Source organism: Ornithinibacillus massiliensis (assembly GCF_018310345.1).
In the GTDB taxonomy this organism is placed as follows: Bacteria; Bacillota; Bacilli; order Bacillales; family Amphibacillaceae; genus Ornithinibacillus; species Ornithinibacillus massiliensis.
The window spans coordinates 95,686-121,898 of the sequence record NZ_JAGXBY010000002.1; the positions used below are offsets into that span (position 1 = coordinate 95,686).

Below are 26,213 nucleotides of genomic sequence, written 5' to 3' on the forward strand. Positions count from 1 at the left end.
TTGAAACATGAGGGCTATTATTCAACGTGCTAGAGATGCACGTGTTACCGTAAAAGATGAGATAGTTGGCAAAATCGATAATGGTTTTGTCGTGTTAATTGGAGTTACCCATGAAGATACAGTAGAGGATGCACAATATCTAGCAAATAAAATGGTCAACCTACGTGTATTTGAAGATGAACAAGAAAAAATGAATTTATCATTAAAAGATGTAAATGGCGAAATTTTATCGATTTCCCAATTCACCCTTTATGGCGATACTAGAAAGGGCAGAAGACCAAACTTCATGCAAGCAGCGAAGCCACAGCAAGCAAATGAGCTTTACGAGAAGTTCAATGAAATGCTTCGTCAAGAGGGAATAAAGGTAGAGGTAGGTAGATTCGGAGCAATGATGAATGTTACACTTACCAATGTTGGTCCTGTAACTTTAATTTTAGATAGTAAAAATAGATAACGAGACAGGGGCGTAACAAAAAGAATTAAAGGTAACACCGAATGATATTCAATACTAGCTCCGGAAATATACGTAGACTCCTGCGGGAGGACAGGGCAAGCTTGAGACCCCTAAAGAAGTAGTACGAGGAGGCTCACCAGCCGCCCGGTGGCAAGGTAGACCACTGCTTTGGCCTTTTCGAGCAGATGTCGCCCCTGTGCTGGAAGTAACCGCAAGTATATTTCCGGAGCAGGGTCCTTGCTCATCATTCGGTTTTGCTTTTAGGATAAATTCTGTTGTCCCAGCCTCTACTTAATTAGAAAAATAACGCTGTAATCCATTTACAATACCAGAAACGAGTTTTTTCTGATAGGCATTTGTCGTCATTAGAGTATCCATTTCAGGATTGGACATGAACCCTAGTTCAATAAGTACAGCAGGCATCAGATTTTGTCTAATTACTTGGAAATCACCAAATTCCGCACCACGATCTCTGTCACCTGATTCTTTAATAATCTCTTGCTGAATATAACGTGCTAATTCTGCATACTGCTCATGGGAATAATAGGTACTTATGCCGGTGACTGTAGGAAGATCGGGTACACTATTATAGTGTAAACTTATGAAAGCATCAGCATTAACCGTGTTAGAAAGCGTTGCCCGACTTGCTAATGAGGCAAATGTATCCTCCTCTCTAGTAGTTATAACGATAGCACCTAACATCGTTAATTCCTGAGCTAGAATATCTGCTGTTTTATAGGCTAAGTCCTTTTCTTGTACATTTGTAGGACTAATAGCACCTGAATCAAATCCACCATGACCTGGATCTAGAACGATTGTTTTTCCTTTTAATCCTTCGCTCGTTTCCTTGATTTCATCTTTAACTAAGTCTGATAATACATACCCTTCTATCGTGTCATTTTCCACTTTTAACCAATTATCCGTTTTGCCGGTTACAGAAAGAGTTTCCCCTTCTTCAGCAAAATAGACAATTTCATCATCAGATGACGGACCATTTCTAATATGAGTTTTCTCAAATGGGATGGTAATGGAAGTCTGTTCAACAGAATGATCAAGCCCAACATCTTTCACTTCTTGTTCAGACGAATCTTCTTGAATAGTTACATAATCCGTCGAAATCCAAGCAGTATATCCATCAAGTTGAATCTCAACCCAATCCCCTTCTTGACCGACAATGGGGTATTGTTCATTTTGATGGACTTGTCCTAGTTTATCGTAATCCGTACCAGGACCACTTCGTAGATTTAAATAATTTTCGTTAACAATGACCTCTTTTGTACTAGCTGTTACTGGAAAGCACCATGTAATCAGTAGTAGGCAAAGTGTAATTCCAATTGTTTTTTTATAGCCCAATAGATTTCCTCCTAATAATTCGTAAACCACATGACATTTCTTTTTCTATTTTAATAAATATTGTCGAATTAGGCAAAACTAGTCTTATGAAAAAGGAGGCGATCTAATTGCGAATGACTGAAAAGCATTGGAGTTCCCATAATAATCGAGATATTTTTGGTGTAAACTTGCATAAGTTTATCGAAATGGAACAGTCCTCTGGACATATGGAAATAGCACAGGAGTTAGGGATATCACTAGGAGAGGTAAAAGCATTAAAGAAAAAGATTAATCGCTCTTGACAATCAGGAAGCAAAACATTATGATAATATTCATTCAAGTATCTTGAACGAACAAGAAATATCCTATGAAGGAAAAAGTAACTAGTACTTGCGTGAGCAGAGACAAAATGCCTTTGGCTGGAAGCATTTTGCATGGCAACCTAGTGAAAGACAATCCTGAGGATCTATATTGAACGTTATGACTAGTAAATATAGACGTTTTGCAGGCGTTAACTGTGAAAAGAGGATGCAATGGAATTGCGTCAACTAGGGTGGCAACGCGGGTAACTCTCGTCCCTTTTTTATAGGGACGGGAGTTTTTTGTATACTTTTATAGCAACAAGGATCAAGTGAATCATACATACACCGTGGATATGAAATAAGAGAAAAGTTAACCATTACATGACTTTGGAATTCATAATCGTTTTAGGAGGATAAAAGAATGAATATTAAAGCGCCTAGAGGTACGGTAGATGTTCTACCAAAGGATGCTAAAAAATGGCAGTTTGTTGAGAATAAAATAAAGGGGATCTGTGATAAATACCATTACGAAGAAATTCGTACACCGGTATTTGAACATACAGAAGTATTTTCACGTGGGGTAGGAGACTCAACTGATATTGTGCAAAAGGAGATGTATACCTTTGAAGACCGTGGCGGTAGAAGTCTTACACTTCGCCCAGAAGGTACAGCTGCTGTAACGAGAGCTTTTGTACAGAACAAGTTGTACGGGGAGGCTAATCAACCTGTAAAACTATACTACTTTATGCAAATGTTCCGTTATGAACGACCTCAGGCAGGCAGAATGCGTCAGTTGAATCAGTTTGGGGTAGAAGTATTAGGAAGTGCAGATCCAGCGGTTGATGCAGAAGTGATTGATTTAGCGATGACTGTATATCGGTCACTGGGATTAACATCTTTAAAACTAGTAATTAATTCGTTAGGTGATGTTGAGAGTAGAAAGAGGCATCGCGATGCACTAATTAAACACTTTACTCCATACAAGGAAGAACTGTGTGAAGATTGTCAGTCTCGATTAGAGCAAAATCCAATGAGAATTCTAGATTGTAAAGTCGACAGAGACCACCCATCCATGAAAACAGCACCTTCTATTCTAGATTATCTGAATGAAGATTCGGTTGAATACTTTGAAAAGGTTAAAAAATATCTTGAATTGATGGGAATTGAATATGAAGTTGATCCTAATCTTGTAAGAGGCTTGGATTACTATAATCACACGGCATTTGAAATTATGAGTGAGGCGGAAGGTTTCGGAGCCATTACAACACTTGCTGGTGGGGGTAGATACAATGGACTAGTAGAACAGCTAGGTGGTCCAGCTACACCAGGTATTGGGTTTGGAATGGGAATTGAAAGACTATTAATGGCATTAGAAGCCGAAAATGTTGAAATTCCGTTAGAAGAAGCGTTAGATTGCTTTATCGTATCGATGGGAGAAGAGCCAAAATCGGAAGTAGTTCGTATTACACATGAATTACGTCAACATGGTATCCAAGTCGATCAAGACTACCAAGGTAGAAAAATTAAAGCTCAATTTAAAGCGGCCGACCGATACAAGGCTAAATATGTGTTAGTTTTAGGTGAAGAGGAGCTTGAAAAGAATGTCATAAATGTAAAAGAAATGGCTACTGGTGAACAAGTAGAGATTCCTTTAGATCAATTAACTCTCACAATGAAGGAAAAGCTTTTAGGAGGAAAATAGGATGAGCGAAAGAATACTAGCAGGAACGATACAAGAAAAAGATGTTGAAAAGGTAATTCTACTAAAAGGATGGGTTCAAAAACGCCGTGATCTAGGTGGTCTGATATTTATTGATCTCCGTGATAAATCTGGCATTGTACAGGTAGTTTTTAATCCTGATTACGAAGATGCCTTAACAATTGCAGAATCCGTTCGTAGTGAATACGTTATTGAAGTAAAAGGGAAGGTGGTGCTTCGTGACGAGAGCACGATAAATCCCCATATGGAGACTGGTACTCTAGAGGTTATCGCTACAGAGGTTTCCATATTAAATAAGTCGAAAAACCCTCCTTTTCTCATACAAGATGATACAGATGTGTCAGAAGATTTACGTCTGAAGTATCGTTATATGGACCTACGTCGTGGAGCATTACAAGAGACCTTTAAAAAGCGCCATCAAATCACACAGGTTGTGCGTAACTTCTTAAACGATGATGGATTCCTAGAAATGGAAACACCGATTTTAACGAAGAGTACACCAGAAGGAGCCCGTGATTACTTAGTTCCTAGTCGTGTACATCCAGGCGAATTCTATGCATTACCACAGTCACCACAATTGTTTAAACAATTGATTATGATGAGTGGCTTTGAAAAATACTATCAAATTGCTCGTTGCTTCCGTGATGAAGATTTACGTGCTGACAGACAACCAGAATTTACTCAAATTGATATTGAGACCTCCTTTATGACAAGTGATGAAATCATGACAATGACAGAGAAAATGATGCAGAAGGTGATGAAAGAAGTCAATCAGGTTGATATTCCATTACCATTACCAAGAATGCCATACAAGGAAGCAATGGAGCGTTACGGTTCTGATAAACCAGATACACGCTTTGGCTTAGAACTTATTCATGTTTCGGATCTACTAGCCAATTCTAGCTTTAAAGTATTCCAAGGTGCAATCGAGCGGGGTGGAAAGGTTGCATTATTAAATGTCAAAGGAGAAGCTACTAATTTCTCCAGAAAGGATATTGATAAACTTACTGAGTTCGTCAATGTCTATGGAGCTAAGGGACTTGCTTGGCTCAAGGTAGAAGATGGGGAATTAAAAGGACCAATTGCTAAGTTTATTTCAGAGGAAGAAAAACAAGGCTTACTAGAGCTAGCAAATGCAGAAGATGGGGATTTACTATTATTCGTTGCGGATAAGACCTCTGTTGTATACGATAGCCTAGGAGCTTTACGCCTTAAGCTTGGTAAAGAGCTTGGTCTAATAGATGAAAGTAAGTATAACTTCCTATGGATTACCGATTGGCCATTATTAGAATATGATGAAGAACTTGGCCGTTACTTTGCAGCCCACCATCCATTCACGATGCCGTTTGAGGAAGATGTTGAAAAGCTGGCAACTGATCCAGCAAGTGTTCGTGCAAATGCTTATGATTTAGTTCTGAATGGATATGAATTGGGTGGAGGTTCTATTCGTATTTATAAACGTGAACAACAAAATGAAATGTTTAAGGTGCTAGGGTTTACAGAAGAAGAAGCACAAGAACAATTTGGTTTCTTACTGGAAGCCTTGGAATATGGTGCACCGCCACATGGGGGGATTGCGTTAGGGCTGGATCGTATTGTTATGCTTCTAACAGGTAGAAGTAACCTAAGAGATACGATACTATTCCCGAAAACTGCATCAGCATCAGACTTGCTAACAGAAGCTCCAAGTGAAGTGAGTAAAGCACAGTTAACTGAATTATCTATTCAGCTAAATGAAAATAAATAACTTTATTGTTGATAATGTTTAAATTTTGTAACAATTGTAATGAATACTTCATATAAAGGGATATTGAATACGTGGAATACGTATGTTAATATATTTTTACAAACGTAATGCATTACGAAAGTGAATCAATCCTGATATGTTTGCCTATATCATATGTTTTGACCGAACAGTTTTATATAGGGAGCTTAGCAGTTTTCGTGTGGCATACATGCCTCGTTTTCGACTAACGAGAGGACGTATAAAATACGAAACAAGGCACCCACCTGCTCGTAGCGGGGATCAAAACTTACTATAGGCGGCATTATTGGGATTGATGTATACATAAATAATAGGTAAGGCTAGCAGAGAAGCTAGTCTTATTTTTTTGCGGTTTGGAATAATCGTTATATCTGGATACTACAATCATGAACGTAATACTTTAAGGAAGTGTTGACTTTTTAGATAATTTCATATAGTATTTTCGAAACATTATTAATAAATAGAATTAATTTATGATTAACAGGTGAGCGAAGTTTAGGAAATGGTATTCATAATGGGGGGGATGGAAATGGAAGATTGTTTTATTTGTGCTAAACATACGGGGGAAATTTCTACTTCGGGCGTAACCATCTATGAGGATGATGTCGTGTATGTTGGACATATCGATCAAAATGGAAAACCGAATTATCTAGGTCATATTATGATTGATTTGAAGCGACATGCTCCAACCCTTGCTGATTTGACGATAGAGGAAGCAAAAGTATTTGGGGTTATGATGGCACGTGTCAGTAAAGCTTTAGTTCAAAGTGTTGGGGCAGAGCATGTTTACTCACTAGTTTCGGGAAATAGCGTTCCACACCTTCATATGCATCTAGTTGCACGTTATCCAAATACGCCTGAAAATTATTGGGGACCAATGGCGGTTTACGATTGGAAGGAAGCACCTTTTGGTGATAACGAAGAGGTGATTCAGCTGTGCAAAAAAATAAAAGCGTATCTGGAGAAGTAATGATGGAGGGTAGGATAAAGGAATACACCTGGATAGGAAGTCAAATAGATTATGTAGATCAGATTAATGTTCAGCAACTTAGTCATGTCGTAATAGGGAACTTCGGTGGAATTTCTTCTGCAGGTCAATATAAAAATGAGGATGGATGTCTCGTATGGACTGATCAAAATAAATGTTGGGAGTTTGCTGTTTTATTAGATGCCCATCATTCAGCGGAAAGTGCAGAATTAGTGATGAATCAAATAAATGCCAATAAAAGTCATATACAAGATCTATGCAATGACCCATCTATTAAAGGGATAAAGGATATAGAGCATACCATAGTTAATATGTTTATGGATGGGGCATTTCTCAGAGCATGTCGGAAAGTTAAAGGAGAGACGGCGTGTTTACTTGTATTAAGAAAAGAGAAGTATCTATGGTGGTTTTCTGTTGGGGATTGTCTTTGCTATGTATTTCATCCGGAGCTTGCCGAATTAGGTCAATATCAAGTTAACCAACGGCATTTTTATGAATGGATAGGGAAAGTTAATACATTTGAGCAATCTGTTCCCTGTTATAGTAGTGGTGTCAGAGAACTAAGAAAAGGGTTAAATCGAATTTTTTTAACGACTGATGGATTAATTGAGTGCCCTAATGATCCATTTGCATCTCCTGTAGATATCTATCGAATGATGAGTAAACATTCCAATCATAAAGGCATTCAAAAAATACTGCAAACAATACAACATCATAATGTTAGAGATAGCACCACGATTATTACTTGGGAGGTCACGGTCGATTCAGCTGTGACAAGACCTAGTGATGAAGTAGATGTGGAACAAAGCTAAGCCTAGTTTCTTTTGGGGTAAAAAGCGCAAAAAGAAAAAACCGAACTAATTCAAATTCTTCTAATAGAATCGTGATAAGTAGTTCGGATTTTTCTATATCTACTATGCTTTTATTACAAACAAATCTTATATCGACTGGGTTATATGTTGCTTAGTTAGATCCCTGGGCAATTTGCTCAAGGTTACCATTCTTGTCCATACGGAAAGCAGGAGCTTTAAACGAGCCTTGGTCTTCTAATACCGTCATCTTTCTTGCTCGGTCCATGATTTGGACGAATACTTTATAATCTTCTTGAATAGTAGATAGCTCTTGTTTCGTCTCCGTGAGTTCCTTTTCAAGTTTATTAATCTGTTCTTTTAGTAAAGCATTCTCTTTCTGTGCTTGGTCAAGAGATACTTTTGATTGATTGGAAGCATAATAGTCTTTTTTGAGTTGGTTCAAAAATTGAATTACTGTTTCCAATGTAATAGCCGATGGTGTAGTATATTCTGATTCTCTACTAGTATCTTCTGTTACAGGGGTTTCATAGTTTTGTTGAAAGGCAATAACTGGTGCTCTATTCGCCTTCTTCGCTTTCTCAATGGCTCGTTTTTTCTCTTTACGTTGCCTTTTAGCTAAATCAATCGCATTAATATATTTTTTTCGGATTTCAGCATTCCATCTAAAGCCACAAGCTGCTGATGTGCGATTAAGCTTGTCTCCGACTTCCTCAAAGGCATTTAATTGTGTGCTTCCTTCACGAATATGACGCAGTACAGTTTCTGCAAGTAGTAAGTCGTCCTCGTGTGACCATGCATCCTGTCTAACTTTTGTCATGTATGTTTCATCTCCTTTTTCCATAACTACCTAATCAAAACAATAGATTTTTTAACTAGTAAATTTTCTAAGTCAAAAAGTCAGTTCATTAGATAGACAGTTTTAGAATTGACTTTTAGGACATTATTTCCTTTTACATAGTCTAGACGGGAGATGATTTTTTTATACGTTAGGAGGATATAATTTTTAACGGATTGTTATATGGAGATGTATAAAAAAACTAGGCATCAATTAAGGATGCCTAGCTTATACCTCTTTAATTATGACTCTTTTTCTCTTTTAGTATCTTCTCATACACTTGTTTCATAGCTTGTTCAAATTTTCCGGTTTCCTTTGGCGTGTAGTATTGTTTGTTTTTTATTGTATCAGGTAAATATTGTTGATAAACCCAACCGCCAGGATAATCATGTGGGTATTTATAGTCTACACCTCTACCTAGACTGGACGCTCCTTGATAATGAGCATCTTTTAAATGCTTTGGAATATCACCGCTTTTACCACTGCGAATATCAGCAATTGCAGCATCGAGAGCCTGATATGCTGTATTTGATTTCGGCGATAAACATAGTTCAACAATTGCAACTGCAAGCGGAATTCTTGCTTCTGGGAAGCCTAATCTTTCTGCCGCCTCTACTGCCGCAACTGCACGAGGACCTGCTTGCGGATTGGCTAGTCCTATATCTTCGTAGGCAATAACGATCATTCTTCTAGCGATTGAATCTAAGTCACCAGCTTCAATTAATCTACCTAAGTAATGTAATGCCGCATCAACGTCGCTACCACGAATCGACTTTTGGAAAGCTGATAATACATCATAATGAGCATCCCCGTCTTTATCGTGGGAAAAGCTCTTGCGTTGCATACATTCCTCTGCTATGTCAATATGGATAACAATTTCACCATCTTCATTTGACGGTGTTGATGCCACAGCTAACTCTAATCCATTTAAAGCAGAGCGCATATCGCCACCAGAACTTTGTGAAAAGTGTTCTAGCGCTTCATCAGTAAGGGTAACATCTTCATTACCATATCCATTGTCTGGATCAGTTAGTGCTCTTTGGATTGCTTTTTTTACATCCAATGGTGTTAGGGCATGTAATTCAAATATGTGGCAACGACTTCTAATGGCAGGGTTAATTGCATGGTAGGGATTACTCGTCGTACAGCCTATTAATGTTATTAAGTTGCTCTCCAAATGAGGAAGTAGGAAATCTTGCTTTCCCTTATCCAAACGATGTACCTCATCTAGGATTAATACCATGGAACCGGACATTTTTGCTTCTTCTATAACAATTTCCATATCTTTCTTTTTATCAATGACTGCATTTAATTTTCTAACTTGAAGTTTAAGCGTCTTTGCTATCGCTGTTGCCATCGATGTTTTACCAGTACCCGGAGGCCCATAAAGAATCATCGATGCCAGCTTCTCCGCCTTTACCATTCGGTTTATGATTTTTCCTTCCCCAACTAAATGTTCTTGTCCAATGATTTCACTTATATGATTAGGTCTTAGTCGATAGGCTAGTGGTTGATGTTTCATCTTCATCGTCCTTTTATAAATTATAATAGTTTGGTAATCTTAGCCTAAGCTTGATTCGAAAAAAATGCAAGAAGACTAACTTCATGCTATAATACCATGTATTTTAAAGTTTAAGATGATAATGGTATAGTTAATATAGAAGTAATAGGAAAAACGGTAAGGATCAGAGGAGTTATTGTAAATGAAAATTTCAACTAAAGGACGTTATGGGCTGACAATTATGCTGGAGCTAGCACGTAATTATGGAGAAGGCCCAATTCCATTAAAAACAATTGCAAAAGAAAATAATTTGTCAGAACATTACCTAGAGCAACTGGCTGCACCACTTAGAAATGCCGGACTCATTAAGAGTATTCGAGGAGCGTATGGCGGATATATCTTACCAAAGGATCCAAAAGAGATTAGTGCAGGGGATATCATTCGAGTACTAGAGGGACCGATTGTCTTAGTAGAGGGAATCGAAGATGAGGAACCAGCCAAGCAGGCATTATGGAAGCGTGTTACAGAGGCTGTTAAAGATGTCTTAGATAAGACTACATTGGAAGATTTGGTCAACCATGAGAAAGATGACCCATTAGAAGGATATATGTTTTACATTTGATTTTATGACTAGAAAGGACGAGCGTAATGGAACATATATATTTAGATCATGCTGCAACTACACCTATGGATAAAAGAGTAATTGATGCAATGGTACCGGTTTATGAAGATGTGTTTGGAAATCCTTCGAGTGTCCATTTGTTTGGCAGAAAGGCGAGGCAATTATTAGATGAAGGTAGGCGAGTTCTTGCTGGAAGTATCCATGCTAATGAAAAAGAAATTATTTTTACTAGTGGCGGAACCGAGGCAGATAATCTTGCCTTAATTGGAACAGCAAAAGCGAACCAGCATAAAGGAAAACACATCATTACGACGGCTATGGAGCATCATGCAACATTGCACACTGCTGAGTATTTAGAAAAAGAAGGCTTTGAGGTAACATATCTTCCTGTTAATGAGGAGGGGAAGATTTCCGTTAATGACCTTAAAAAAGCTTTAAGAGATGACACGATTCTTGTTTCGATTATGTATGTGAATAATGAAACGGGAATCATCCAACCAATTAAGGAAGTCGGGGGATTGTTAAAGGATCATCCAGCATATTTCCATACCGACGCTGTCCAAGCCTATGGCACAATAGAGATAAACGTACAAGAGCTTGGTGTGGATTTATTATCTGTCTCCGCACATAAAATAAACGGTCCAAAAGGAATTGGCTTTTTATATGTCAGAGAAGGGATTAAATTAAATGCCTTGCAATTCGGTGGCGAGCAAGAGCGAAAACGCCGTCCAGGGACTGAGAATGTTGTTGGCGTTGTCGGTTTTCAGACTGCAGTAGAAGTAATGATTAGAGAAAGAGAAATTCGTAATACTAAGTATGCAGCATATAAGGAACAGTTTTTACAGGTATTGAAAGAACAAGGCATTAATTTTAGTGTGAATGGGGATATAAACAGCACCATTGCTTCGATTGTGAACGTAAGCTTTCCAGGTGGTAATGTAGAAAAGTTACTTGCTAATTTTGATTTAGCTGGAGTAGCAGCATCTAGCGGAAGTGCTTGTACAGCAGGTTCGGTGGAACCCTCACATGTATTAACAGCGATTTATGGTGAAAATAACCCATGCACAACTAACTCGATTCGATTTAGCTTTGGAGCTGCCAATACTAGTGAAAATGTCGAAGAAGCAGCACATCGTGTTGCCAAAATTATAAAACGATTAGTAAAGTAGGGTGTTCATAATGAAAGAAAATAAAGATATACGTGTTGTTGTAGGAATGAGTGGTGGAGTCGATTCATCAGTAGCTGCACTACTATTAAAGGAACAGGGGTATGATGTAGTCGGTATTTTTATGAAAAACTGGGACGATACCGATGAATTTGGTGTCTGTACCGCAACAGAAGATTTTGAAGATGTTGTTCGTGTATGTAATCAATTGGATATCCCGTATTATTCAGTTAACTTTGAAAAGCAATACTGGGATAAAGTGTTTACGTATTTCTTAGATGAATATAAAGCAGGGCGCACACCTAACCCAGATGTAATGTGTAATAAGGAAATTAAGTTTAAAGCATTTTTAGATTATGCACTAGATTTAGGAGCGGATTATTTAGCTACTGGACATTATGCTCAAGTTCGTGAACATAATGGAAAGTATGAAATGTTACGCGGGGTAGATTCAAATAAAGATCAAACATATTTCCTAAATCAATTAACTAGTGATATTTTAGAAAAAGTTATGTTTCCACTAGGTCACTTACCAAAATCTAAAGTGCGTGAAATTGCCAAAGAACACGGCTTAGCTACTGCTACGAAAAAAGATAGCACTGGAATTTGTTTCATCGGTGAGCGTAACTTTAAAGAATTTCTTAGTGAATATTTACCTGCACAACCTGGTGAAATGCAAACCCTTGATGGAGAGGTGAAGGGAAAGCATGATGGATTGATGTATTATACGATTGGTCAACGTCAAGGACTAGGAATCGGTGGTTCAGGTGATCCATGGTTTGTTGTTGGTAAGAATCTAAAGAAAAATATTCTTTATGTGGAACAAGGCTTTAGTAATGAATATCTATATTCTGATGAACTACTAGCGACAGATGTTAATTGGATTAATCCTGATACAGTTGAGAAAACCTTTACGTGTACGGCAAAATTCCGCTATCGTCAAGAAGACAGTGGGGTAACCGTACATGTATTGGATAACGGTGACTTAAAGGTAGTATTTGATGAGAGTCAACGCGCTATTACACCAGGCCAAGCTGTTGTATTCTACGATGGTGAGGTATGTCTTGGTGGTGGAACAATAGACAAAGTAAAGAAACAAAACAACGTATTAGATTATGTTGGATAGGGAGTACGACAATGAGTAAAATTGCAGAAGCAGTCGAATTAATGAAAGAAAGTAAATATGAAGAAGCAGCTAATCTATTTAATGAATATATCGAAGAAAATCCTAATGATCCGGTTGGGTTTATAAACTTTGGTAATTTATTATTGCATATTGGTGAGCATGAAAGTGCCATTAATTTCTTTCAAAAGGCTTTATCGTTAGATGATACAACCGCTACAGCCTATTATGGGATTGGAAATGCTTATTTTGAAATGGAAGATTTTCCAAAAGCACAGCAGAACTTTCTTGAAGCGATTAAATTGGGATTAGAAGAAGCAGACGTATATTTTATGCTCGGAATGTCTCATCAAAACCAACAGCAATTTAAATTAGCTTTGCCGTATCTTTTAAGAGCCAAGGAAATAACACCTCAAGATGAGGAGGTCGTGTTTCAGTATGGACTTGCTTTAGCACAGAGTGAATTGTTATCGGATGCTAAAAAGGTTTTCGAAACGGTGTTAGAATTAAATGAAAGCCACAGTGATGCTTTATATAACTTAGGCGTCATTTCATTATTCGAAGAAGACGTAACTAGTGCAGTAGCATATTTTGATGAAGCACTAAAATATAATCCGAATCATGTGCTAGCAGCGAATGGAAAGCGGGTAGCAGAGGAAGCAATAAATTAATTGCGGTATGGGAATGTGAGGTATTTAGTATGGACCAACTTCAACCTGTGGAAATCGAAGAATATATAAAGGGAGAGCTTCTCTATACAATTTTTCATAATGATGTAGAGCATTTTTCCATTGCCAAGGTAAAAATACTAGATACTAATCTAAACTATGATGAGAAAGAAATTGTCATAAAAGGCTACTTTTCCCAATTGCAGGAAGGGACTGTGTATCGGTTTATTGGTCAACTTGAAAAGCATCCTAAATATGGACAGCAATATAGTGTTATTTCCTATCAAACATTTATTCCAGATACAAAGGAAGGACTAATCGCTTATTTAGCTAGTGATATGTTCTATGGAATCGGAAAAAGAACTGCTAAGAAGGTTGTTGACCATTTAGGAGAATCTGCTGTTTCTTCTATATTAAACAATCCTTCTGTTTTAGATTCCGTCCCAGGGTTAAAGAAAGAAGCTGCTAATACGATTGTCAAGACATTACAAGAGAATCAAGGCTTTGAACATGTAGTAGTTTACTTAGCAAAGTATAATATTGGTCTTAAAATGGCGCAGAAAGTCTATGAACAATATAAGGATGAAACGATAGAGTTATTAGAAGATGATCCATACCGCTTAGTATTTGATGTGGAGGGTTTCGGATTTCATACAGCAGATGAGATTGCAAAGAAGAATGGATTATCTCTATCCAGTCCAAATCGAATTGGAGCTGGATGTATTTATATATTGCAAAGAAGTGTGCAGGATGGTCATGCATTCTTGCCATTAAACCAATGCCTTGATGAGGTCAGTGCGTTATTAAGTAATCAGGAGTATGTCCTAACAGAGGACGAAATCAAAAGTACGATAGAAAAGTTAAATAAGGAAAAGAATGTAATCCTATATAAAGGCAAAGTGTATCTACCGTCTTTATATTATGCAGAAGATGGATTTGCCTCTAGTGTTAAACGATTAATTTCTTCTCAGATGGATGAAGCTACTACGCTAGCTGATTTAATGAAGATTATCGGCAAAATTGAAGAGGAAGAAATCCTTAGCTATGGAAAGGAACAGTTTGCTGCTATCGAACAGGCACTAAAATCAAAACTGATGATTCTTACAGGTGGTCCTGGAACTGGTAAGACTACCGTTATTAAAGGGATTATTAAGGCATATGCGGCTGTTCATAATCTTTCGGTAGAAACAGCAGACTATGAGCATAAGAAGGACTTTCCTTTTGTCCTTGCTGCACCAACAGGGAGAGCAGCAAAACGATTAAATGAATCGACAGGTCTTCCAGCTCTTACGATACACCGCCTCCTAGGTTGGAATGGTAGTGAAGGCTTTGAGAAGAACGAGCATGAGCCTTTGAACGGAAAGTATCTCATAATTGATGAGTTTTCTATGGTAGACATATGGTTAGCTAATAATCTATTTAAAGCCATCCCTACGGATATGCAAGTACTAATCGTTGGAGATGAAGATCAACTTCCATCTGTTGGTCCGGGACAGGTGTTAACCGATTTGTTGGAAAATAATCATATTCCAAAAGTAAGCCTACATGAAGTTTATCGGCAAAAAGAAGGTTCAAAGATAATCCAATTAGCTCATAGTATAAAGAATGATACGTGCTCAGTGGATAGCTTAACGAATGATAAAGATTTTAGTTTTATTGCATGTCGGGAGCATCAAGTCGTAGACGTCATTACCAAGGTGTTTGAGAAGGCGATGAATAAAGGACTTGATGTTCGAGATATTCAAGTATTAGCACCTATGTATAAGTCCCAGGCAGGAATTACTATCATTAACAATGCCTTACAAGCATTAATTAATCCAAAAGGAAAAGGTAAGCGTGAAGTTAGGCATCATGACACCCTATTTCGAATTGGAGATAAAGTAATCCAATTAGTCAATCAACCAGAAGATCATGTGTATAATGGGGATATTGGTGAGGTAGTTGCTATTTTCAGAGAAAATGAAAATACAGAGAATGTGGAGCAATTAGTGGTGTCATTTGATGAACGGGAAGTCGTCTATGAGCGAAAAGACTATGACAACTTAATGCTGGCATATTGTATCTCTATCCATAAATCCCAAGGAAGTGAGTTTCCTATTGTTATATTACCTGTTGTGTCCACGTATAACCGTATGTTACGGAAGAATCTATTATACACTGCAATTACAAGAGGACAGAAATCACTTATAGTATGTGGTGAGAAACAAGCCTTTTTACGAGGAATTCAGACGAAGGATACGAATAAACGGTATACATCCTTGCAAGAACAGTTAATCGAAAGATTAGGAGACGTACAAGTTTCAAGTGGGGATACAGTAGAAGAGGAATACGACATTTCCCCTTATGATTTCATGTAAGTAGGTATATTTTGGAGAAAAAGGGAAAGCATAACATAATACTTATAAATTATTTCCAGGAGAGATTAGTATTTATGTTAATGCGATGCCCGAATTGTAGTAGTAAAGATATAGGAAAAATTGGTTCACAGCAGTACTATTGCTGGAATTGTTTTGTAGAAATGTCTGTATCAGGTAATGAATTAACCGTGCATCAAGTTGAAGCGGATGGAAGTTTAAGCTCGCTCAATGATTTATTTACAGAAAAAGAAAGAAAACTAGAATGGTAATCCTTTAGTTTTGAACAAAAATTCCTGACTAAAGGGGTGTACCAGATGTTTTCTCAAAAAAAACCGATTCATTTTCTTTATTATATCGTGACAGGGATATTTGTATTTTTATTTATTTATTTGCTTGTAAAGCTTTTTCCTTATTATAAGGCGTTCTTCTCCTTCCTGTTGCATGTAGCAGCACCCTTTTTGATTGCCAGTTTAATCGCCTATTTACTGTATCCTATTGTCCAGAAAATTCATCAATACAATATTCCTAGAAGTATTGCAATTTTATTGATATACATTCTATTTTTCGGTGGACTTGGTTATTTAATTTATCGTGTCTATCCTGCAGCTGTGGCACAATTACGGGATTTAAATGCGTATTTACCACAGTTGATAGCTATGTATCAAGATCTTATCTATCAAGTTTATGCTTCTACCTCATTTTTACCGGAAACCGTCCATGATAGGATTGAAGAGACTATTCTGTCGATTGAATCGAGTCTTGACGGATGGATAGGTAAGTTAGTTGGAGGCGTAACCAAAATTATCGATTTTATTGTTTTGTTAACGGTTATTCCGGTATTAGTTTTTTATTTCTTAAAGGATTATGAGAAAATCAAAGGATATGTCAAACGATTTATACCGTCTAAGTATCGCGATAATTCTAGTAATCTTGTCCATGCCATTGATGAAGGCTTAGGTGGATATTTGCGTGGGCAATTATTAGTTAGTCTATTTGTTGCCATAGCGTCATATATTGTGTTTCAATTTTTGGGATTGAATTATGCCTTGCTACTTGCTATATTTATGGGCATTATGAATTTCATACCATATTTTGGACCAATTATAGGAGCAGTTCCGGCGGTATTAATTGGTTTAACCGTTTCGGGAAAAATGGTCCTGTTCATCGTTATTGGTGTATTTGTTATTCAATTAATTGAGAGTAATTTACTCTCCCCATACATCGTTGGTAGAAGTACAAGAATTCATCCGGTTGTCATCATTTTCGCTTTATTACTAGGTGGTAAAATTGGTGGCGTCTTAGGAATGGTAGTGGCGGTACCTGCATTTACGATATTGCGGGTCATTATGAAACATACTTGGATTATGATTAGAGAAAATTGACTTTTTAGGTAAAGTTATCTATAATATCGCTATCAATAATTATTTAATACGATGAAGGTTCTGAGTACATGGCACTCGATTTTCTAGAGAGAGGTTTCCTAGGCTGTAAGAAATCTTAAATTAGAACCATGGAAAGCTAAACCTGAGTACGGCTAATCCCCGTCGGTTTCATACCGTTATCATGCTTAAGTGATGGATAGTAATGTCCATAATTAGGGTGGTACCGCGAATAATCTCGTCCCTGCAAATATTGCAGAGAGGAGATTTTTTTATTGGTGTATTTTCTACTTATAGCATGTAAATGAACTGTAGCGTGCTAATATGCATTGGACACCCGAAAAATCAATTATGAATAATTTTAAAAGGAGGATATAGATGAAAAATTTAACATCTGCTCAAATTAGACAAATGTATTTGGACTTCTTCCAAGAAAAAGGCCACAGAGTGGAACCAAGTGCTTCACTAGTCCCACAAGATGATCCAACATTATTATGGATAAATAGTGGGGTAGCGACATTAAAGAAATATTTTGATGGTCGTGTCATTCCAGAAAATCCCCGGATTGTTAACGCTCAAAAATCAATCCGTACAAATGACATTGAAAATGTAGGGTATACAGCAAGACACCATACATTCTTTGAAATGTTAGGGAACTTCTCTATTGGAGATTATTTTAAAAAAGAAGCCATTGCATTCGCATGGGAATTTTTAACGAGTGAAAAATGGTTAGGCTTAGATCCAGATAAGCTATCTGTAACTGTTCACCCGGAAGATGATGAAGCGTATGAAATGTGGTTAAACGATATTAAGCTGCCGAAAGAACGAATCATTCGTTTAGAAGAAAACTTCTGGGATATCGGTGAGGGTCCAAGTGGTCCGAATACTGAAATCTTCTATGATCGTGGAGAAAGCTATGGCAAAGATCCAAATGATCCAGAATTATATCCCGGTGGGGAGAACGACCGATACTTAGAGGTGTGGAACTTAGTATTCTCACAATTCAATCATAATCCAGATGATACGTATACACCACTTCCTAAGAAGAATATCGATACAGGAATGGGATTAGAACGTATTGTCTCCGTAATTCAAGATGTACCAACTAACTTTGAAACAGATTTATTCATGCCAATTATTAAGAAAACAGAGCAATTAGCAAATGTAAAGTATGGGGTAGCGAAAACGAGTGATACAGCGTATAAAGTAATTGCTGACCATATCAGAACGGTAAGTTTTGCTATTAGTGATGGGGCACTACCATCAAATGATGGAAGAGGCTATGTATTAAGAAGACTAATACGTCGAGCAGTTCGATTTGCGAAAGAAATTGGAATCGAAAAACCATTTATGTACGAATTAGTTAAAACGGTTGGAGAAATCATGAAAGATTTCTATCCTACTGTCCTACAGCAACATGACTTTATACAAAATATTATCAAAGTAGAAGAAGAACGCTTCCATGAAACCTTGAATGAAGGGCTAGATATCCTAACTACTATTATTGAGAAAGAAAAAGGGAAAGGTTCAACTGTTTTCCCAGGTGAGGAAGTATTCCGACTTTATGATACGTATGGTTTTCCTAAAGAATTAACAGCAGAATATGTGGAACAATTAGGATTTAGTATAGACGAAGCTGGATATGATAGAGAAATGGAAAAACAGCGTGAACGCGCTAGAAACGCTCGACAAAAGGTAGATTCTATGCATGTTCAAGATGAAGTGCTTAGTAAATTAGACGTGGAGAGTGAATTTATCGGATATGATAGTTTAGAATCCGATACGAAGATAGTGGCATTATTGAAGGATGGAGAATTAGTAGAGCGTGCTAAGAAAGATGAAGAAGTATTGATTTTCCTACAAGAAACGCCATTTTACGCGGAAAGTGGCGGTCAAATTGCAGACCATGGAATAATCAGTAGCAGTAATGGGAATGCTTCTGTGAAACATGTACAAAAGTCACCTAAATCACAAAACATTCACCGTGCTGTTGTAGAAGATGGTGAACTACGTGTTGGTGATCTTGTTAAAGCGATGGTGGATTCTGAATCCAGAAACTTAGTGATTAAGAACCATACAGCAACCCATTTACTTCACCAAGCGTTAAAAGATGTACTTGGAACACATGTCAATCAAGCCGGCTCTTTAGTTGCATCTGATCGACTACGATTTGACTTCTCTCACTTTAATGCAGTTTCTATAGAAGAGTTAAACCAAATTGAAAAAATTGTTAATGAAAAAATTTGGGATTCCATTCCTTTAGATATTAGCTATAAGAGTCTAAAAGAAGCAAAAGAAATGGGAGCCATGGCTTTATTTGGAGAAAAATATGGTGAGGTTGTCCGAGTTGTTCGTATTGGTGATTACAGTCTTGAATTATGTGGTGGTATACACGTTGGAAACACTTCAGAAATAGGTCTATTTAAAATCGTTTCAGAAGGTGGAATTGGTGCAGGTACGCGCCGTATTGAAGCAGTAACAAGTAAATTTGCTTATCAATTCTTGTCAGAGAAGGTAAATCTTCTCCAAAATACAGCTCAATTAGTGAAAACGAAAGATGAGAAAGTACCAGAACGTGTCGAGGCACTATTCCAAGAGATCAAAACATTACAAAAAGAAAATGAATCATTAAGTGCTAAGCTTTCCAATTTAGAAGCTTCCTCTATTTTGGAGCAGGTAGAAGAAGTTTCAGGTATTAAGGTGCTAGCTCAAAAAGTTAATGTAAAAGATATGAATCAACTAAGAACAATGGTTGATGAGTTGAAACAGAAGCTTGGTTCTGCCATAATTTTATTAGCAACAGAAAGTGGTAATAAAGTGCAACTTGCATCAGGAGTTTCAAAGGATCTAATCGAACGAGGATTACATGCTGGTAATTTAATTAAGGGAGCTGCACAGCTTTGTGGCGGTGGAGGCGGTGGACGCCCTGATATGGCCCAAGCCGGAGGAAAAGATGCAAGTAAAATTAATGACGCATTAGATTTCACGAAACAGTACGTGGAATCGAATCTGAAAGCATAAAGATGTAAACCATCATAGCTCATGAATGTTAAAAAATATTATATTTAATCTTTCAAACATGGTAGAATGAATAGAGAGTCAAAAAGCGGAATGAGGTGTCGTGATGAGTTCAAATGATAAAACCATGAAATTCAACTTTTCGGAAGAGCCATTTGATCGAGATATAAAAGAAATCTTAATGACTGTCCATGAGGCACTTCAAGAAAAAGGATACAATCCCATTAATCAGATTGTTGGTTACTTATTGTCCGGAGATCCTGCATATATTCCAAGATATAAAGATGCAAGAAATTTGATTCGTAGAATTGAACGTGATGAAGTGATTGAGGAACTTGTCAAATATTATTTAGAACAGCAATATAAAAAAGGTATTTAAATGAAGATAATGGGTTTAGATGTTGGCTCTAAGACAATTGGAGTCGCTATAAGTGATGAATTGGGATGGACAGCCCAAGGATTAACAACGATTAAATGGGATGAAAATGATATTCATTCAGCAGATAGTCAATTAAAAACCATAATTGATGAGCATAATATATCAAAAGTAGTCATTGGCTTACCTAAAAATATGAATGGAACGATTGGGGAACGTGGTGAGGCATCACAGCGTTTTGCCGCATATATTGAAGAAAAGTACAATCTCCAAACTATATTATGGGACGAGCGCTTAACGACGATGGCAGCTGAACGAGTGCTACTCGAAGCGGATGTAAGTCGAAAGAAGCGTAAAAAGGTAATCGATAAAATGGCTGCTATGATGATTTTACAAGGCTATCTTGATCAAAAGTAAAAAGGAGACTAATAATATGGCTATTGAAGAAAAAGAACGCATCATCATTCCTGATGAAAATGGAGAAGAACATTTATTTGAGGTATTATTTACATTTGATGTAGATGATACAGGAAATTCTTACATTGCAGTAGTTCCTGCTGAACAAAAAAATGACGAGGAAGTAGAAGTTTATGCTTTCCGTTATGAAGAAAAAGATGATGAGGATATTTCATTATTTGCTATTGAGTCAGATGAAGAGTGGGACATTGTAGAAGAAATGCTAAATACATTAGCTGAAGAAGAAGAATTGAACGATTAAACGTTATCCAAAGAACAAAGCTAAAAGAATCCCCTACCACTATACAATGTGATAGGGGATTCTTTGCTTTATTATAAAATAACTTTTAAAAGCTAATATCAGTCCTTCATTATAGCATCAGGGAACTTAGATAATAGTACAATTAAATTGTATTTCTTGGGGAAATAATAGGATACATATGAGCCACTTTTCATGTATAAACTGATAAATCCTAGCGTATATTGTCATTTTTTAGTATAATATACCGGATGAGAGGGGGACGATGAATGTCGAAAGGAAAAGATAAAGGTACTTTTAAAGATAATTTAATTGCAAGAGGTGAAGAAGCTCGTACAGTTCGCAAAATCGTAGCAATTGTTATCTTTACCATTATCATTATCCTTGCTATCGGTGGTATAGTTGGATACAACTATGTTAAATCGGCTTTAGAACCAGTGGACCCTGGTAATGAGCAAGGTGTTGAGATAGAAATTCCTTTAGGTTCATCCACTTCAAGTATTGCCAATATACTTGAGGAAAATGAAATTATAAAAAATTCGATGATTTTTCGCTTCTATATAAAGTTTAAAAATGAGTCAGACTTTCAAGCAGGAAACTATACATTCACGAAGTCAATGACGATTGATGAAATTATAGAGTCCTTAAAAAGTGGTCGAATAACGAAGGAACCAGTGTACAGGGTTACAATTCCAGAAGGTCTAACCATTGAAGAAATCGCAAGCATATATGCAGATAAACTTCCGATTACAGAAGAAGAATTCTTGGAAAAGGTAACGGACGAAGCGTATATCAATCAACTTATTGAACAGTATTCCATACTAACGGAGGATATTCTCAATCCAGAACTACGGTTTGCACTAGAAGGATATCTTTTTGCAGCAACATATGATTTTTATCAAGAAGATCCACCAGTGGAATTAATAATAGAAAATATGTTGGACAAGTCTCAAGCTGTCATCAGTCAATATGTTGATAGTATTTCTGAAAGGGGATTATCCTTACATGAAGCGGTAACAATGGCTTCGATTGTAGAGAAGGAAGCAGTGACAGAAGATCAACGTAAGAAAATTGCTGGTATTTTCTTTAATCGATTAGAGATTGGTATGCCGTTACAAACTGATCCAACCGTATTATATGCGCTAGGTGGTCATAAGGAAAAGGTGTTATTATCCGATTTAGAGGTGGATTCACCATTTAATACGTACCAGATTAATGGCTTACCTATTGGACCTATTTCAAATTTCTCGGAAAGTGCATTAGAATCTACCGTTAATCCTGAGGAGTCTGATTTTTATTATTTCCTACATGATAAAGATGGTAATATTTATTATTCTGAGACATTAGAAGAACATAACGCATATAAGTCACAATATATTAATTAATCTCGAGGAAGTGTGAAGAATCTATTCACATTTCCCGTTTTTTTGCATGTGGTGTCAGAACGTTTTTTACTGATTAAGGATTTAAGTATAAGATTACCACAAATTGGTATCCTAATAGGATAAGTATAAATGAGGGTTATAAATGGATGAACAGTTATTAAATTATTTGAACAGTCACCTTCCTCCATCAGAGGATTGGGTAAAAGACATTGAACAGCAAGCACATATCGATCGTGTCCCAATTATGGATTCCATTGGGATAAATTTTCTAATGCAGTTAATTCGTTTATCAAAACCGAAGCGAATTTTAGAAATTGGTGCAGCTATTGGGTATTCAGCTTTAAGAATGAGTGAAGCCAATCCGGAAGCAACCATAACAACGATTGAAAAAGATGACAAAAGGTACCAACAAGCAATAGAAAATATTAGGAAAAACAACAGGGAAGCGGCAATTAAAATTATATACGGTGACGCCATAGAGGAGTTAAGTAGGCTAGCAGAAAATAAAAATAATACGTATGATTTTATCTTTATAGATGCTGCGAAAGGTAGCTATAAGCGTTTCTTTGAATTATGTTTCCCGCTATTAGCTGATCACGGTGTTATTATTTCAGATAACGTGCTATTTCGAGGCTATGTCCTTGATCCAAATTTTGACCACCCACGTTACAAGAAAATGGTCGAGAAAATTCGATCGTATAATGAATGGCTGGTAAATCATCCTAGCTTTATCACAACGATATTACCTATTGGTGATGGGGTTGCAATTAGTTATAAAAAATAGAAAAGGGGTAGCAAGATGCAAGACAAACCAGTAGTAATTGGGGTTGCAGGTGGTAGTGGAAGTGGGAAGACCTCTGTAACGAAATCAATCTGCCAGCGATTTTCAGATAAAACAATTCTTGTAATAGAGCAAGATTATTATTATAAAGATCAAAGTGATTTACCGTTTGAGGAGCGTTTAAAAACAAATTATGACCACCCACTTGCTTTTGATAATGATTTATTAATCCAACATATTCATGATTTATTAAATCATAAATCCATTGATAAACCTGTATATGACTACAAGGTTCACAATCGTTCGAAGGAAGTTATTACGGTAGAACCTAAGGATGTAATTATTTTAGAGGGAATATTAATATTAGAGGACCCTCGCTTAGTGGACTTAATGGATATAAAAGTGTTCGTTGATACAGATGCTGACCTTAGAATTATTAGAAGGTTGCTTCGTGATATTAAGGATCGTGGAAGATCTCTTGATTCGGTTATTGATCAATATTTAAACTCTGTAAGACCAATGCATTTACAATTTGTAGAACCTACGAAGCGTTATGCAGATATTATCATCCCTGAAGGTGGAGAAAACCACGTCGCAATTGACATCATGGCGACAAAAATCGCGGATATTCTGTCGAAAAATAAAGAAAATAGTTTAAACAAAAGTATTGAAAAGTAAAATAAAATCTGCCATAGTTATGGATAGTATACTTTTTAGTTGAATTGGGTTATCCCATAACACAATCAAGGTATTCTTGATTTAAAGCAGTAGATAGACAAAGGAGTGTTTTTTATGGCTGTAGAGAAAAGTTATTACATGACACAAGAGGGGAAAGAAAAGTTAGAACAAGAGCTTCTTTATTTAAAAACGGAAAGAAGACAAGAAGTTGTTGAACGAATTAAGGTCGCTCGTGATTTCGGTGACTTATCTGAGAACTCTGAGTATGATGCAGCGAAGGATGAGCAAGCATTTGTTGAATCCCGAATTTCTCAGGTTGAAAAGATGATTCGAAATGCAGTAATCATTGAAAATGATAATGAAAATCCTAATATGGTTTCTTTAGGGAAATCCGTTACATTCCAAGAGCTACCAGATGGTGACGAAGAAACGTATACGATTGTAGGAAGTGCAGAAGCAGATCCTTTTGAAGGTAGAATTTCGAATGACTCACCAATGGCGAAAAGTCTTCTTGGACATGAAGTAGGGGAGGAAGTAGCAGTAGTAACCCCTGGTGGAGAAATCCAAGTAAAAATATTAAAAGTAGAATAGATAAAAAAGCGGAGTAAATAGCTCCGCTTTTTGTTTCGATTGCATATAAATTATCTTGTGAATCACTCATACCTCTCTTCCTTTAAAGTAGTTACTTTAAGTTTGTGACAAAACGTAAACACTTTTGTTCTAACTTCTATTTTTTCATAAAAGTGAAACAGGAAAGTAAACAAAGGATATTATTCCTAGCATATAAGTTATGGTAATATAATAAGGTATACATAGGGAGGGAACGATAGAATGAGTGAATTTGATAGAAAATCTCGTGTAAACAAATTCGAAAAAAGACGTAAAAATACGAAGCTAATGTCTATACTAATTGTTGCTGCATGCTTCCTTATTATTCTTCTTTTAGGTTTATGGATTTTCAGTCCTAATGATAAACCTGATGAGAAAAATGAAAGTGCTAATCCTGATCATGTGTCAGAAGGAGATAACGATATCGAAACAGATGATTCCGAATTAGAAGAGGAATCTACTGAAACGGAAGAGAATACCCCTGAGGAAGATGAAGAAAATAATGAACCGTCAGAGGAAGATAATTCTAGCCAAGAAAGTGATAAACAATCAGTTGAAAGGAAAACCACAGATCCAGTTGCAGCTGATGATGATAATGTAATTAGTGCATTTACTGCGGATTGGCAGCCGGTTGGTACAGAACAAAGTGGGCCACATACTGTCGTATACGATGCCGATTCACAAGATAGAATAGAAATGGAAAAGGCTATTCTTTTAGCTACTGGATTAGCTGAAGATGATTTGATTACTTGGTGGTTAAAGCGTGGCGGTGATCAACAGGTGATCGGAACGGTATCAAATAGAGCTGAAACGGAGATATACCGTGTATATATAAGTTGGATGGATAACCAAGGATGGCAGCCAACTTTGGTAGAAGTATTGAAGGAAAACGATGAAAAATGGAGATTTGAATAGTAATAGGAGGATATACATCATGACAATAGGTATCATTGGCGCAATGGATGAAGAAATAGAAATTTTAAAAAAGAAAATGATAGACACAGAAGAGAGTACAATCGCTAATTGCGTATTTATAAAAGGTCATTTAGAAGGGAAAGAAGTAGTACTACTCCAATCTGGTATTGGTAAAGTGAATGCTGCCATGGCTACCACGATATTAATGGAAAGATACTCACCTACGTTTATTATTAATACTGGTTCTGCTGGTGGTTTTTCTTCTAAATTAGAAGTCGGGGATATCGTAGTATCGTCTGAGGTTGTGCACCATGATGTAGATGTAACAGCTTTTGACTATCAATATGGACAAGTTCCAGGAATGCCTGCAACATATCAAGCTGATTCTTCATTAGTGGATAAGACGATGAAGGCAATTGAACAACTAGATATAAATGGTGAGGTTGGCTTAATTGCGACAAGTGATTCCTTTATGGAAGATCCTGAACGAGTTCGTTTTGTACGTGAAAAATTCCCGAATATGATAGCTAGTGAGATGGAAGCGGCTGCTATTGCACAAGTATCATACCAGTATAATTGTCCTTTTGTCGTAATTCGAGCATTGTCTGATATAGCCGGAAAGGAATCTTCCGTATCCTTTGATGCCTTTTTAGAAACAGCAGCAAAAAACGCATCGGCATTAATTATCTTACTGTTAAAAGCCATATAGATT

General features: G+C 36.8%; 26 protein-coding genes, 1 other RNA gene and 2 other annotated features. Of the genes, 24 read left to right on the top strand and 3 right to left on the bottom strand.

Annotation, left to right across the window (positions count from 1 at the left end; all coding sequences use genetic code 11):
• Positions 1 to 7 precede the first annotated feature (7 nt).
• A complete protein-coding gene (dtd, locus tag KGF86_RS04555) occupies positions 8 to 454 on the top strand; it encodes a D-aminoacyl-tRNA deacylase (protein WP_211741256.1) in 447 nt (148 codons plus the stop codon).
• A 291-nt stretch (positions 455 to 745) separates the two neighbouring features.
• Here dtd and KGF86_RS04560 read toward each other — a convergent pair whose 3' ends face one another.
• A complete protein-coding gene (locus KGF86_RS04560) occupies positions 746 to 1,807 on the bottom strand; it encodes an N-acetylmuramoyl-L-alanine amidase family protein (protein ID WP_211741257.1) in 1,062 nt (353 codons plus the stop codon).
• 107 nt (positions 1,808 to 1,914) lie between these two features.
• Between KGF86_RS04560 and KGF86_RS04565 the strand changes: the two genes are divergently transcribed.
• The 6 genes from KGF86_RS04565 (at position 1,915) to KGF86_RS04590 (ending at position 7,373) form a co-directional block, all read left to right on the top strand.
• On the top strand, positions 1,915 to 2,088 hold the full coding sequence (locus KGF86_RS04565; protein WP_186870315.1) for a hypothetical protein: 174 nt from the start codon (positions 1,915 to 1,917) through the stop codon (positions 2,086 to 2,088).
• Between the two features lie 56 nt (positions 2,089 to 2,144).
• Positions 2,145 to 2,369, top strand: a binding site (T-box leader).
• Positions 2,370 to 2,509: 140 nt separating this feature from the next.
• Positions 2,510 to 3,790: a histidine--tRNA ligase gene (hisS, locus tag KGF86_RS04570; RefSeq protein WP_211741258.1), complete on the top strand. Its 1,281-nt coding sequence runs from the start codon at positions 2,510 to 2,512 to the stop codon at positions 3,788 to 3,790.
• A 1-nt stretch (position 3,791) separates the two neighbouring features.
• Positions 3,792 to 5,555, top strand: a complete 1,764-nt coding sequence (gene aspS, locus KGF86_RS04575) for an aspartate--tRNA ligase (RefSeq protein ID WP_186870317.1) — start codon at positions 3,792 to 3,794, stop codon at positions 5,553 to 5,555.
• Positions 5,556 to 5,680: 125 nt separating this feature from the next.
• Positions 5,681 to 5,870, top strand: a non-coding RNA gene (gene ssrS, locus KGF86_RS04580) — 6S RNA.
• A 232-nt stretch (positions 5,871 to 6,102) separates the two neighbouring features.
• Positions 6,103 to 6,543 carry an HIT family protein gene (locus KGF86_RS04585; protein WP_186870318.1) on the top strand — a complete coding sequence of 147 codons (441 nt, stop codon included), beginning with the start codon at positions 6,103 to 6,105 and terminating at the stop codon, positions 6,541 to 6,543.
• Positions 6,510 to 7,373 carry a PP2C family serine/threonine-protein phosphatase gene (locus tag KGF86_RS04590; protein WP_343221421.1) on the top strand — a complete coding sequence of 288 codons (864 nt, stop codon included), beginning with the start codon at positions 6,510 to 6,512 and terminating at the stop codon, positions 7,371 to 7,373. The genes KGF86_RS04585 and KGF86_RS04590 overlap by 34 nt, the downstream gene beginning before the upstream one ends.
• A gap of 151 nt (positions 7,374 to 7,524) precedes the next feature.
• Here KGF86_RS04590 and KGF86_RS04595 read toward each other — a convergent pair whose 3' ends face one another.
• Together KGF86_RS04595 and KGF86_RS04600 are read right to left on the bottom strand one after the other, a co-directional pair.
• Positions 7,525 to 8,190, bottom strand: coding sequence for an RsfA family transcriptional regulator (locus tag KGF86_RS04595; RefSeq protein WP_211741259.1), 666 nt, complete (start codon positions 8,188 to 8,190; stop codon positions 7,525 to 7,527).
• A gap of 256 nt (positions 8,191 to 8,446) precedes the next feature.
• Positions 8,447 to 9,730 carry a replication-associated recombination protein A gene (locus KGF86_RS04600; RefSeq protein WP_211741260.1) on the bottom strand — a complete coding sequence of 428 codons (1,284 nt, stop codon included), beginning with the start codon at positions 9,728 to 9,730 and terminating at the stop codon, positions 8,447 to 8,449.
• Positions 9,731 to 9,911: 181 nt separating this feature from the next.
• Here KGF86_RS04600 and cymR point away from each other — a divergent pair, with 181 nt between their 5' ends.
• The 17 genes from cymR (at position 9,912) to mtnN (ending at position 26,210) form a co-directional block, all read left to right on the top strand.
• Positions 9,912 to 10,331 (top strand): cysteine metabolism transcriptional regulator CymR, encoded by a 420-nt coding sequence (gene cymR / locus KGF86_RS04605; RefSeq protein ID WP_211741261.1) that lies wholly within the window; start codon positions 9,912 to 9,914, stop codon positions 10,329 to 10,331.
• 26 nt (positions 10,332 to 10,357) lie between these two features.
• Positions 10,358 to 11,500, top strand: coding sequence for a cysteine desulfurase family protein (locus tag KGF86_RS04610; RefSeq protein WP_211741262.1), 1,143 nt, complete (start codon positions 10,358 to 10,360; stop codon positions 11,498 to 11,500).
• 10 nt (positions 11,501 to 11,510) lie between these two features.
• On the top strand, positions 11,511 to 12,623 hold the full coding sequence (gene mnmA, locus KGF86_RS04615; protein ID WP_186870323.1) for a tRNA 2-thiouridine(34) synthase MnmA: 1,113 nt from the start codon (positions 11,511 to 11,513) through the stop codon (positions 12,621 to 12,623).
• An 11-nt stretch (positions 12,624 to 12,634) separates the two neighbouring features.
• Complete coding sequence (locus tag KGF86_RS04620; protein WP_211741263.1) at positions 12,635 to 13,291, top strand: tetratricopeptide repeat protein; 657 nt, start codon at positions 12,635 to 12,637, stop codon at positions 13,289 to 13,291.
• A gap of 29 nt (positions 13,292 to 13,320) precedes the next feature.
• A complete protein-coding gene (gene recD2 / locus KGF86_RS04625) occupies positions 13,321 to 15,645 on the top strand; it encodes an SF1B family DNA helicase RecD2 (protein ID WP_186870325.1) in 2,325 nt (774 codons plus the stop codon).
• Between the two features lie 74 nt (positions 15,646 to 15,719).
• Positions 15,720 to 15,914, top strand: coding sequence for a hypothetical protein (locus KGF86_RS04630; RefSeq protein ID WP_211741264.1), 195 nt, complete (start codon positions 15,720 to 15,722; stop codon positions 15,912 to 15,914).
• A 45-nt stretch (positions 15,915 to 15,959) separates the two neighbouring features.
• Positions 15,960 to 17,027 (top strand): AI-2E family transporter, encoded by a 1,068-nt coding sequence (locus tag KGF86_RS04635; RefSeq protein ID WP_186870327.1) that lies wholly within the window; start codon positions 15,960 to 15,962, stop codon positions 17,025 to 17,027.
• 42 nt (positions 17,028 to 17,069) lie between these two features.
• Positions 17,070 to 17,273: a binding site (T-box leader), on the top strand.
• A gap of 129 nt (positions 17,274 to 17,402) precedes the next feature.
• Positions 17,403 to 20,045 (top strand): alanine--tRNA ligase, encoded by a 2,643-nt coding sequence (alaS, locus tag KGF86_RS04640; RefSeq protein ID WP_211741265.1) that lies wholly within the window; start codon positions 17,403 to 17,405, stop codon positions 20,043 to 20,045.
• 103 nt (positions 20,046 to 20,148) lie between these two features.
• The gene (locus KGF86_RS04645) at positions 20,149 to 20,421 is read left to right on the top strand and encodes an IreB family regulatory phosphoprotein (protein ID WP_186870346.1); all 273 of its coding nucleotides are present in this window, start codon (positions 20,149 to 20,151) and stop codon (positions 20,419 to 20,421) included.
• Complete coding sequence (gene ruvX / locus KGF86_RS04650; RefSeq protein WP_186870329.1) at positions 20,422 to 20,835, top strand: Holliday junction resolvase RuvX; 414 nt, start codon at positions 20,422 to 20,424, stop codon at positions 20,833 to 20,835.
• Between the two features lie 16 nt (positions 20,836 to 20,851).
• The gene (locus tag KGF86_RS04655) at positions 20,852 to 21,136 is read left to right on the top strand and encodes a DUF1292 domain-containing protein (RefSeq protein WP_186870330.1); all 285 of its coding nucleotides are present in this window, start codon (positions 20,852 to 20,854) and stop codon (positions 21,134 to 21,136) included.
• Positions 21,137 to 21,402: 266 nt separating this feature from the next.
• On the top strand, positions 21,403 to 22,518 hold the full coding sequence (gene mltG, locus KGF86_RS04660; protein WP_186870331.1) for an endolytic transglycosylase MltG: 1,116 nt from the start codon (positions 21,403 to 21,405) through the stop codon (positions 22,516 to 22,518).
• 142 nt (positions 22,519 to 22,660) lie between these two features.
• Entirely contained in the window at positions 22,661 to 23,302 is a 642-nt protein-coding gene (locus tag KGF86_RS04665) for an O-methyltransferase (RefSeq protein ID WP_186870332.1), read from the top strand.
• Positions 23,303 to 23,317: 15 nt separating this feature from the next.
• Positions 23,318 to 23,977 carry a uridine kinase gene (udk, locus tag KGF86_RS04670; RefSeq protein WP_186870333.1) on the top strand — a complete coding sequence of 220 codons (660 nt, stop codon included), beginning with the start codon at positions 23,318 to 23,320 and terminating at the stop codon, positions 23,975 to 23,977.
• Positions 23,978 to 24,091: 114 nt separating this feature from the next.
• Entirely contained in the window at positions 24,092 to 24,568 is a 477-nt protein-coding gene (gene greA, locus KGF86_RS04675; RefSeq protein ID WP_186870334.1) for a transcription elongation factor GreA, read from the top strand.
• A 240-nt stretch (positions 24,569 to 24,808) separates the two neighbouring features.
• On the top strand, positions 24,809 to 25,501 hold the full coding sequence (locus KGF86_RS04680) for a YrrS family protein (protein ID WP_186870335.1): 693 nt from the start codon (positions 24,809 to 24,811) through the stop codon (positions 25,499 to 25,501).
• Between the two features lie 19 nt (positions 25,502 to 25,520).
• Positions 25,521 to 26,210, top strand: a complete 690-nt coding sequence (gene mtnN, locus KGF86_RS04685) for a 5'-methylthioadenosine/S-adenosylhomocysteine nucleosidase (RefSeq protein ID WP_186871458.1) — start codon at positions 25,521 to 25,523, stop codon at positions 26,208 to 26,210.
• Positions 26,211 to 26,213 lie beyond the last annotated feature (3 nt).

Excerpts from the sequence above, each read along its gene's own strand:
- dtd (WP_211741256.1), top strand. The coding sequence starts at position 8 with ATGAGGGCTATTATTCAACGTGCTAGAGATGCACGTGTTACCGTAAAA.
- hisS (WP_211741258.1), top strand. The coding sequence starts at position 2,510 with ATGAATATTAAAGCGCCTAGAGGTACGGTAGATGTTCTACCAAAGGAT.
- aspS (WP_186870317.1), top strand. The coding sequence starts at position 3,792 with ATGAGCGAAAGAATACTAGCAGGAACGATACAAGAAAAAGATGTTGAA.
- KGF86_RS04585 (WP_186870318.1), top strand. The coding sequence starts at position 6,103 with ATGGAAGATTGTTTTATTTGTGCTAAACATACGGGGGAAATTTCTACT.
- KGF86_RS04595 (WP_211741259.1), bottom strand. The coding sequence starts at position 8,190 with ATGACAAAAGTTAGACAGGATGCATGGTCACACGAGGACGACTTACTA.
- KGF86_RS04600 (WP_211741260.1), bottom strand. The coding sequence starts at position 9,730 with ATGAAACATCAACCACTAGCCTATCGACTAAGACCTAATCATATAAGT.
- cymR (WP_211741261.1), top strand. The coding sequence starts at position 9,912 with ATGAAAATTTCAACTAAAGGACGTTATGGGCTGACAATTATGCTGGAG.
- KGF86_RS04610 (WP_211741262.1), top strand. The coding sequence starts at position 10,358 with ATGGAACATATATATTTAGATCATGCTGCAACTACACCTATGGATAAA.
- mnmA (WP_186870323.1), top strand. The coding sequence starts at position 11,511 with ATGAAAGAAAATAAAGATATACGTGTTGTTGTAGGAATGAGTGGTGGA.
- KGF86_RS04620 (WP_211741263.1), top strand. The coding sequence starts at position 12,635 with ATGAGTAAAATTGCAGAAGCAGTCGAATTAATGAAAGAAAGTAAATAT.
- recD2 (WP_186870325.1), top strand. The coding sequence starts at position 13,321 with ATGGACCAACTTCAACCTGTGGAAATCGAAGAATATATAAAGGGAGAG.
- KGF86_RS04630 (WP_211741264.1), top strand. The coding sequence starts at position 15,720 with ATGTTAATGCGATGCCCGAATTGTAGTAGTAAAGATATAGGAAAAATT.
- KGF86_RS04635 (WP_186870327.1), top strand. The coding sequence starts at position 15,960 with ATGTTTTCTCAAAAAAAACCGATTCATTTTCTTTATTATATCGTGACA.
- alaS (WP_211741265.1), top strand. The coding sequence starts at position 17,403 with ATGAAAAATTTAACATCTGCTCAAATTAGACAAATGTATTTGGACTTC.
- KGF86_RS04645 (WP_186870346.1), top strand. The coding sequence starts at position 20,149 with ATGAGTTCAAATGATAAAACCATGAAATTCAACTTTTCGGAAGAGCCA.
- ruvX (WP_186870329.1), top strand. The coding sequence starts at position 20,422 with ATGAAGATAATGGGTTTAGATGTTGGCTCTAAGACAATTGGAGTCGCT.
- KGF86_RS04655 (WP_186870330.1), top strand. The coding sequence starts at position 20,852 with ATGGCTATTGAAGAAAAAGAACGCATCATCATTCCTGATGAAAATGGA.
- mltG (WP_186870331.1), top strand. The coding sequence starts at position 21,403 with ATGTCGAAAGGAAAAGATAAAGGTACTTTTAAAGATAATTTAATTGCA.
- KGF86_RS04665 (WP_186870332.1), top strand. The coding sequence starts at position 22,661 with ATGGATGAACAGTTATTAAATTATTTGAACAGTCACCTTCCTCCATCA.
- udk (WP_186870333.1), top strand. The coding sequence starts at position 23,318 with ATGCAAGACAAACCAGTAGTAATTGGGGTTGCAGGTGGTAGTGGAAGT.
- greA (WP_186870334.1), top strand. The coding sequence starts at position 24,092 with ATGGCTGTAGAGAAAAGTTATTACATGACACAAGAGGGGAAAGAAAAG.
- KGF86_RS04680 (WP_186870335.1), top strand. The coding sequence starts at position 24,809 with ATGAGTGAATTTGATAGAAAATCTCGTGTAAACAAATTCGAAAAAAGA.
- mtnN (WP_186871458.1), top strand. The coding sequence starts at position 25,521 with ATGACAATAGGTATCATTGGCGCAATGGATGAAGAAATAGAAATTTTA.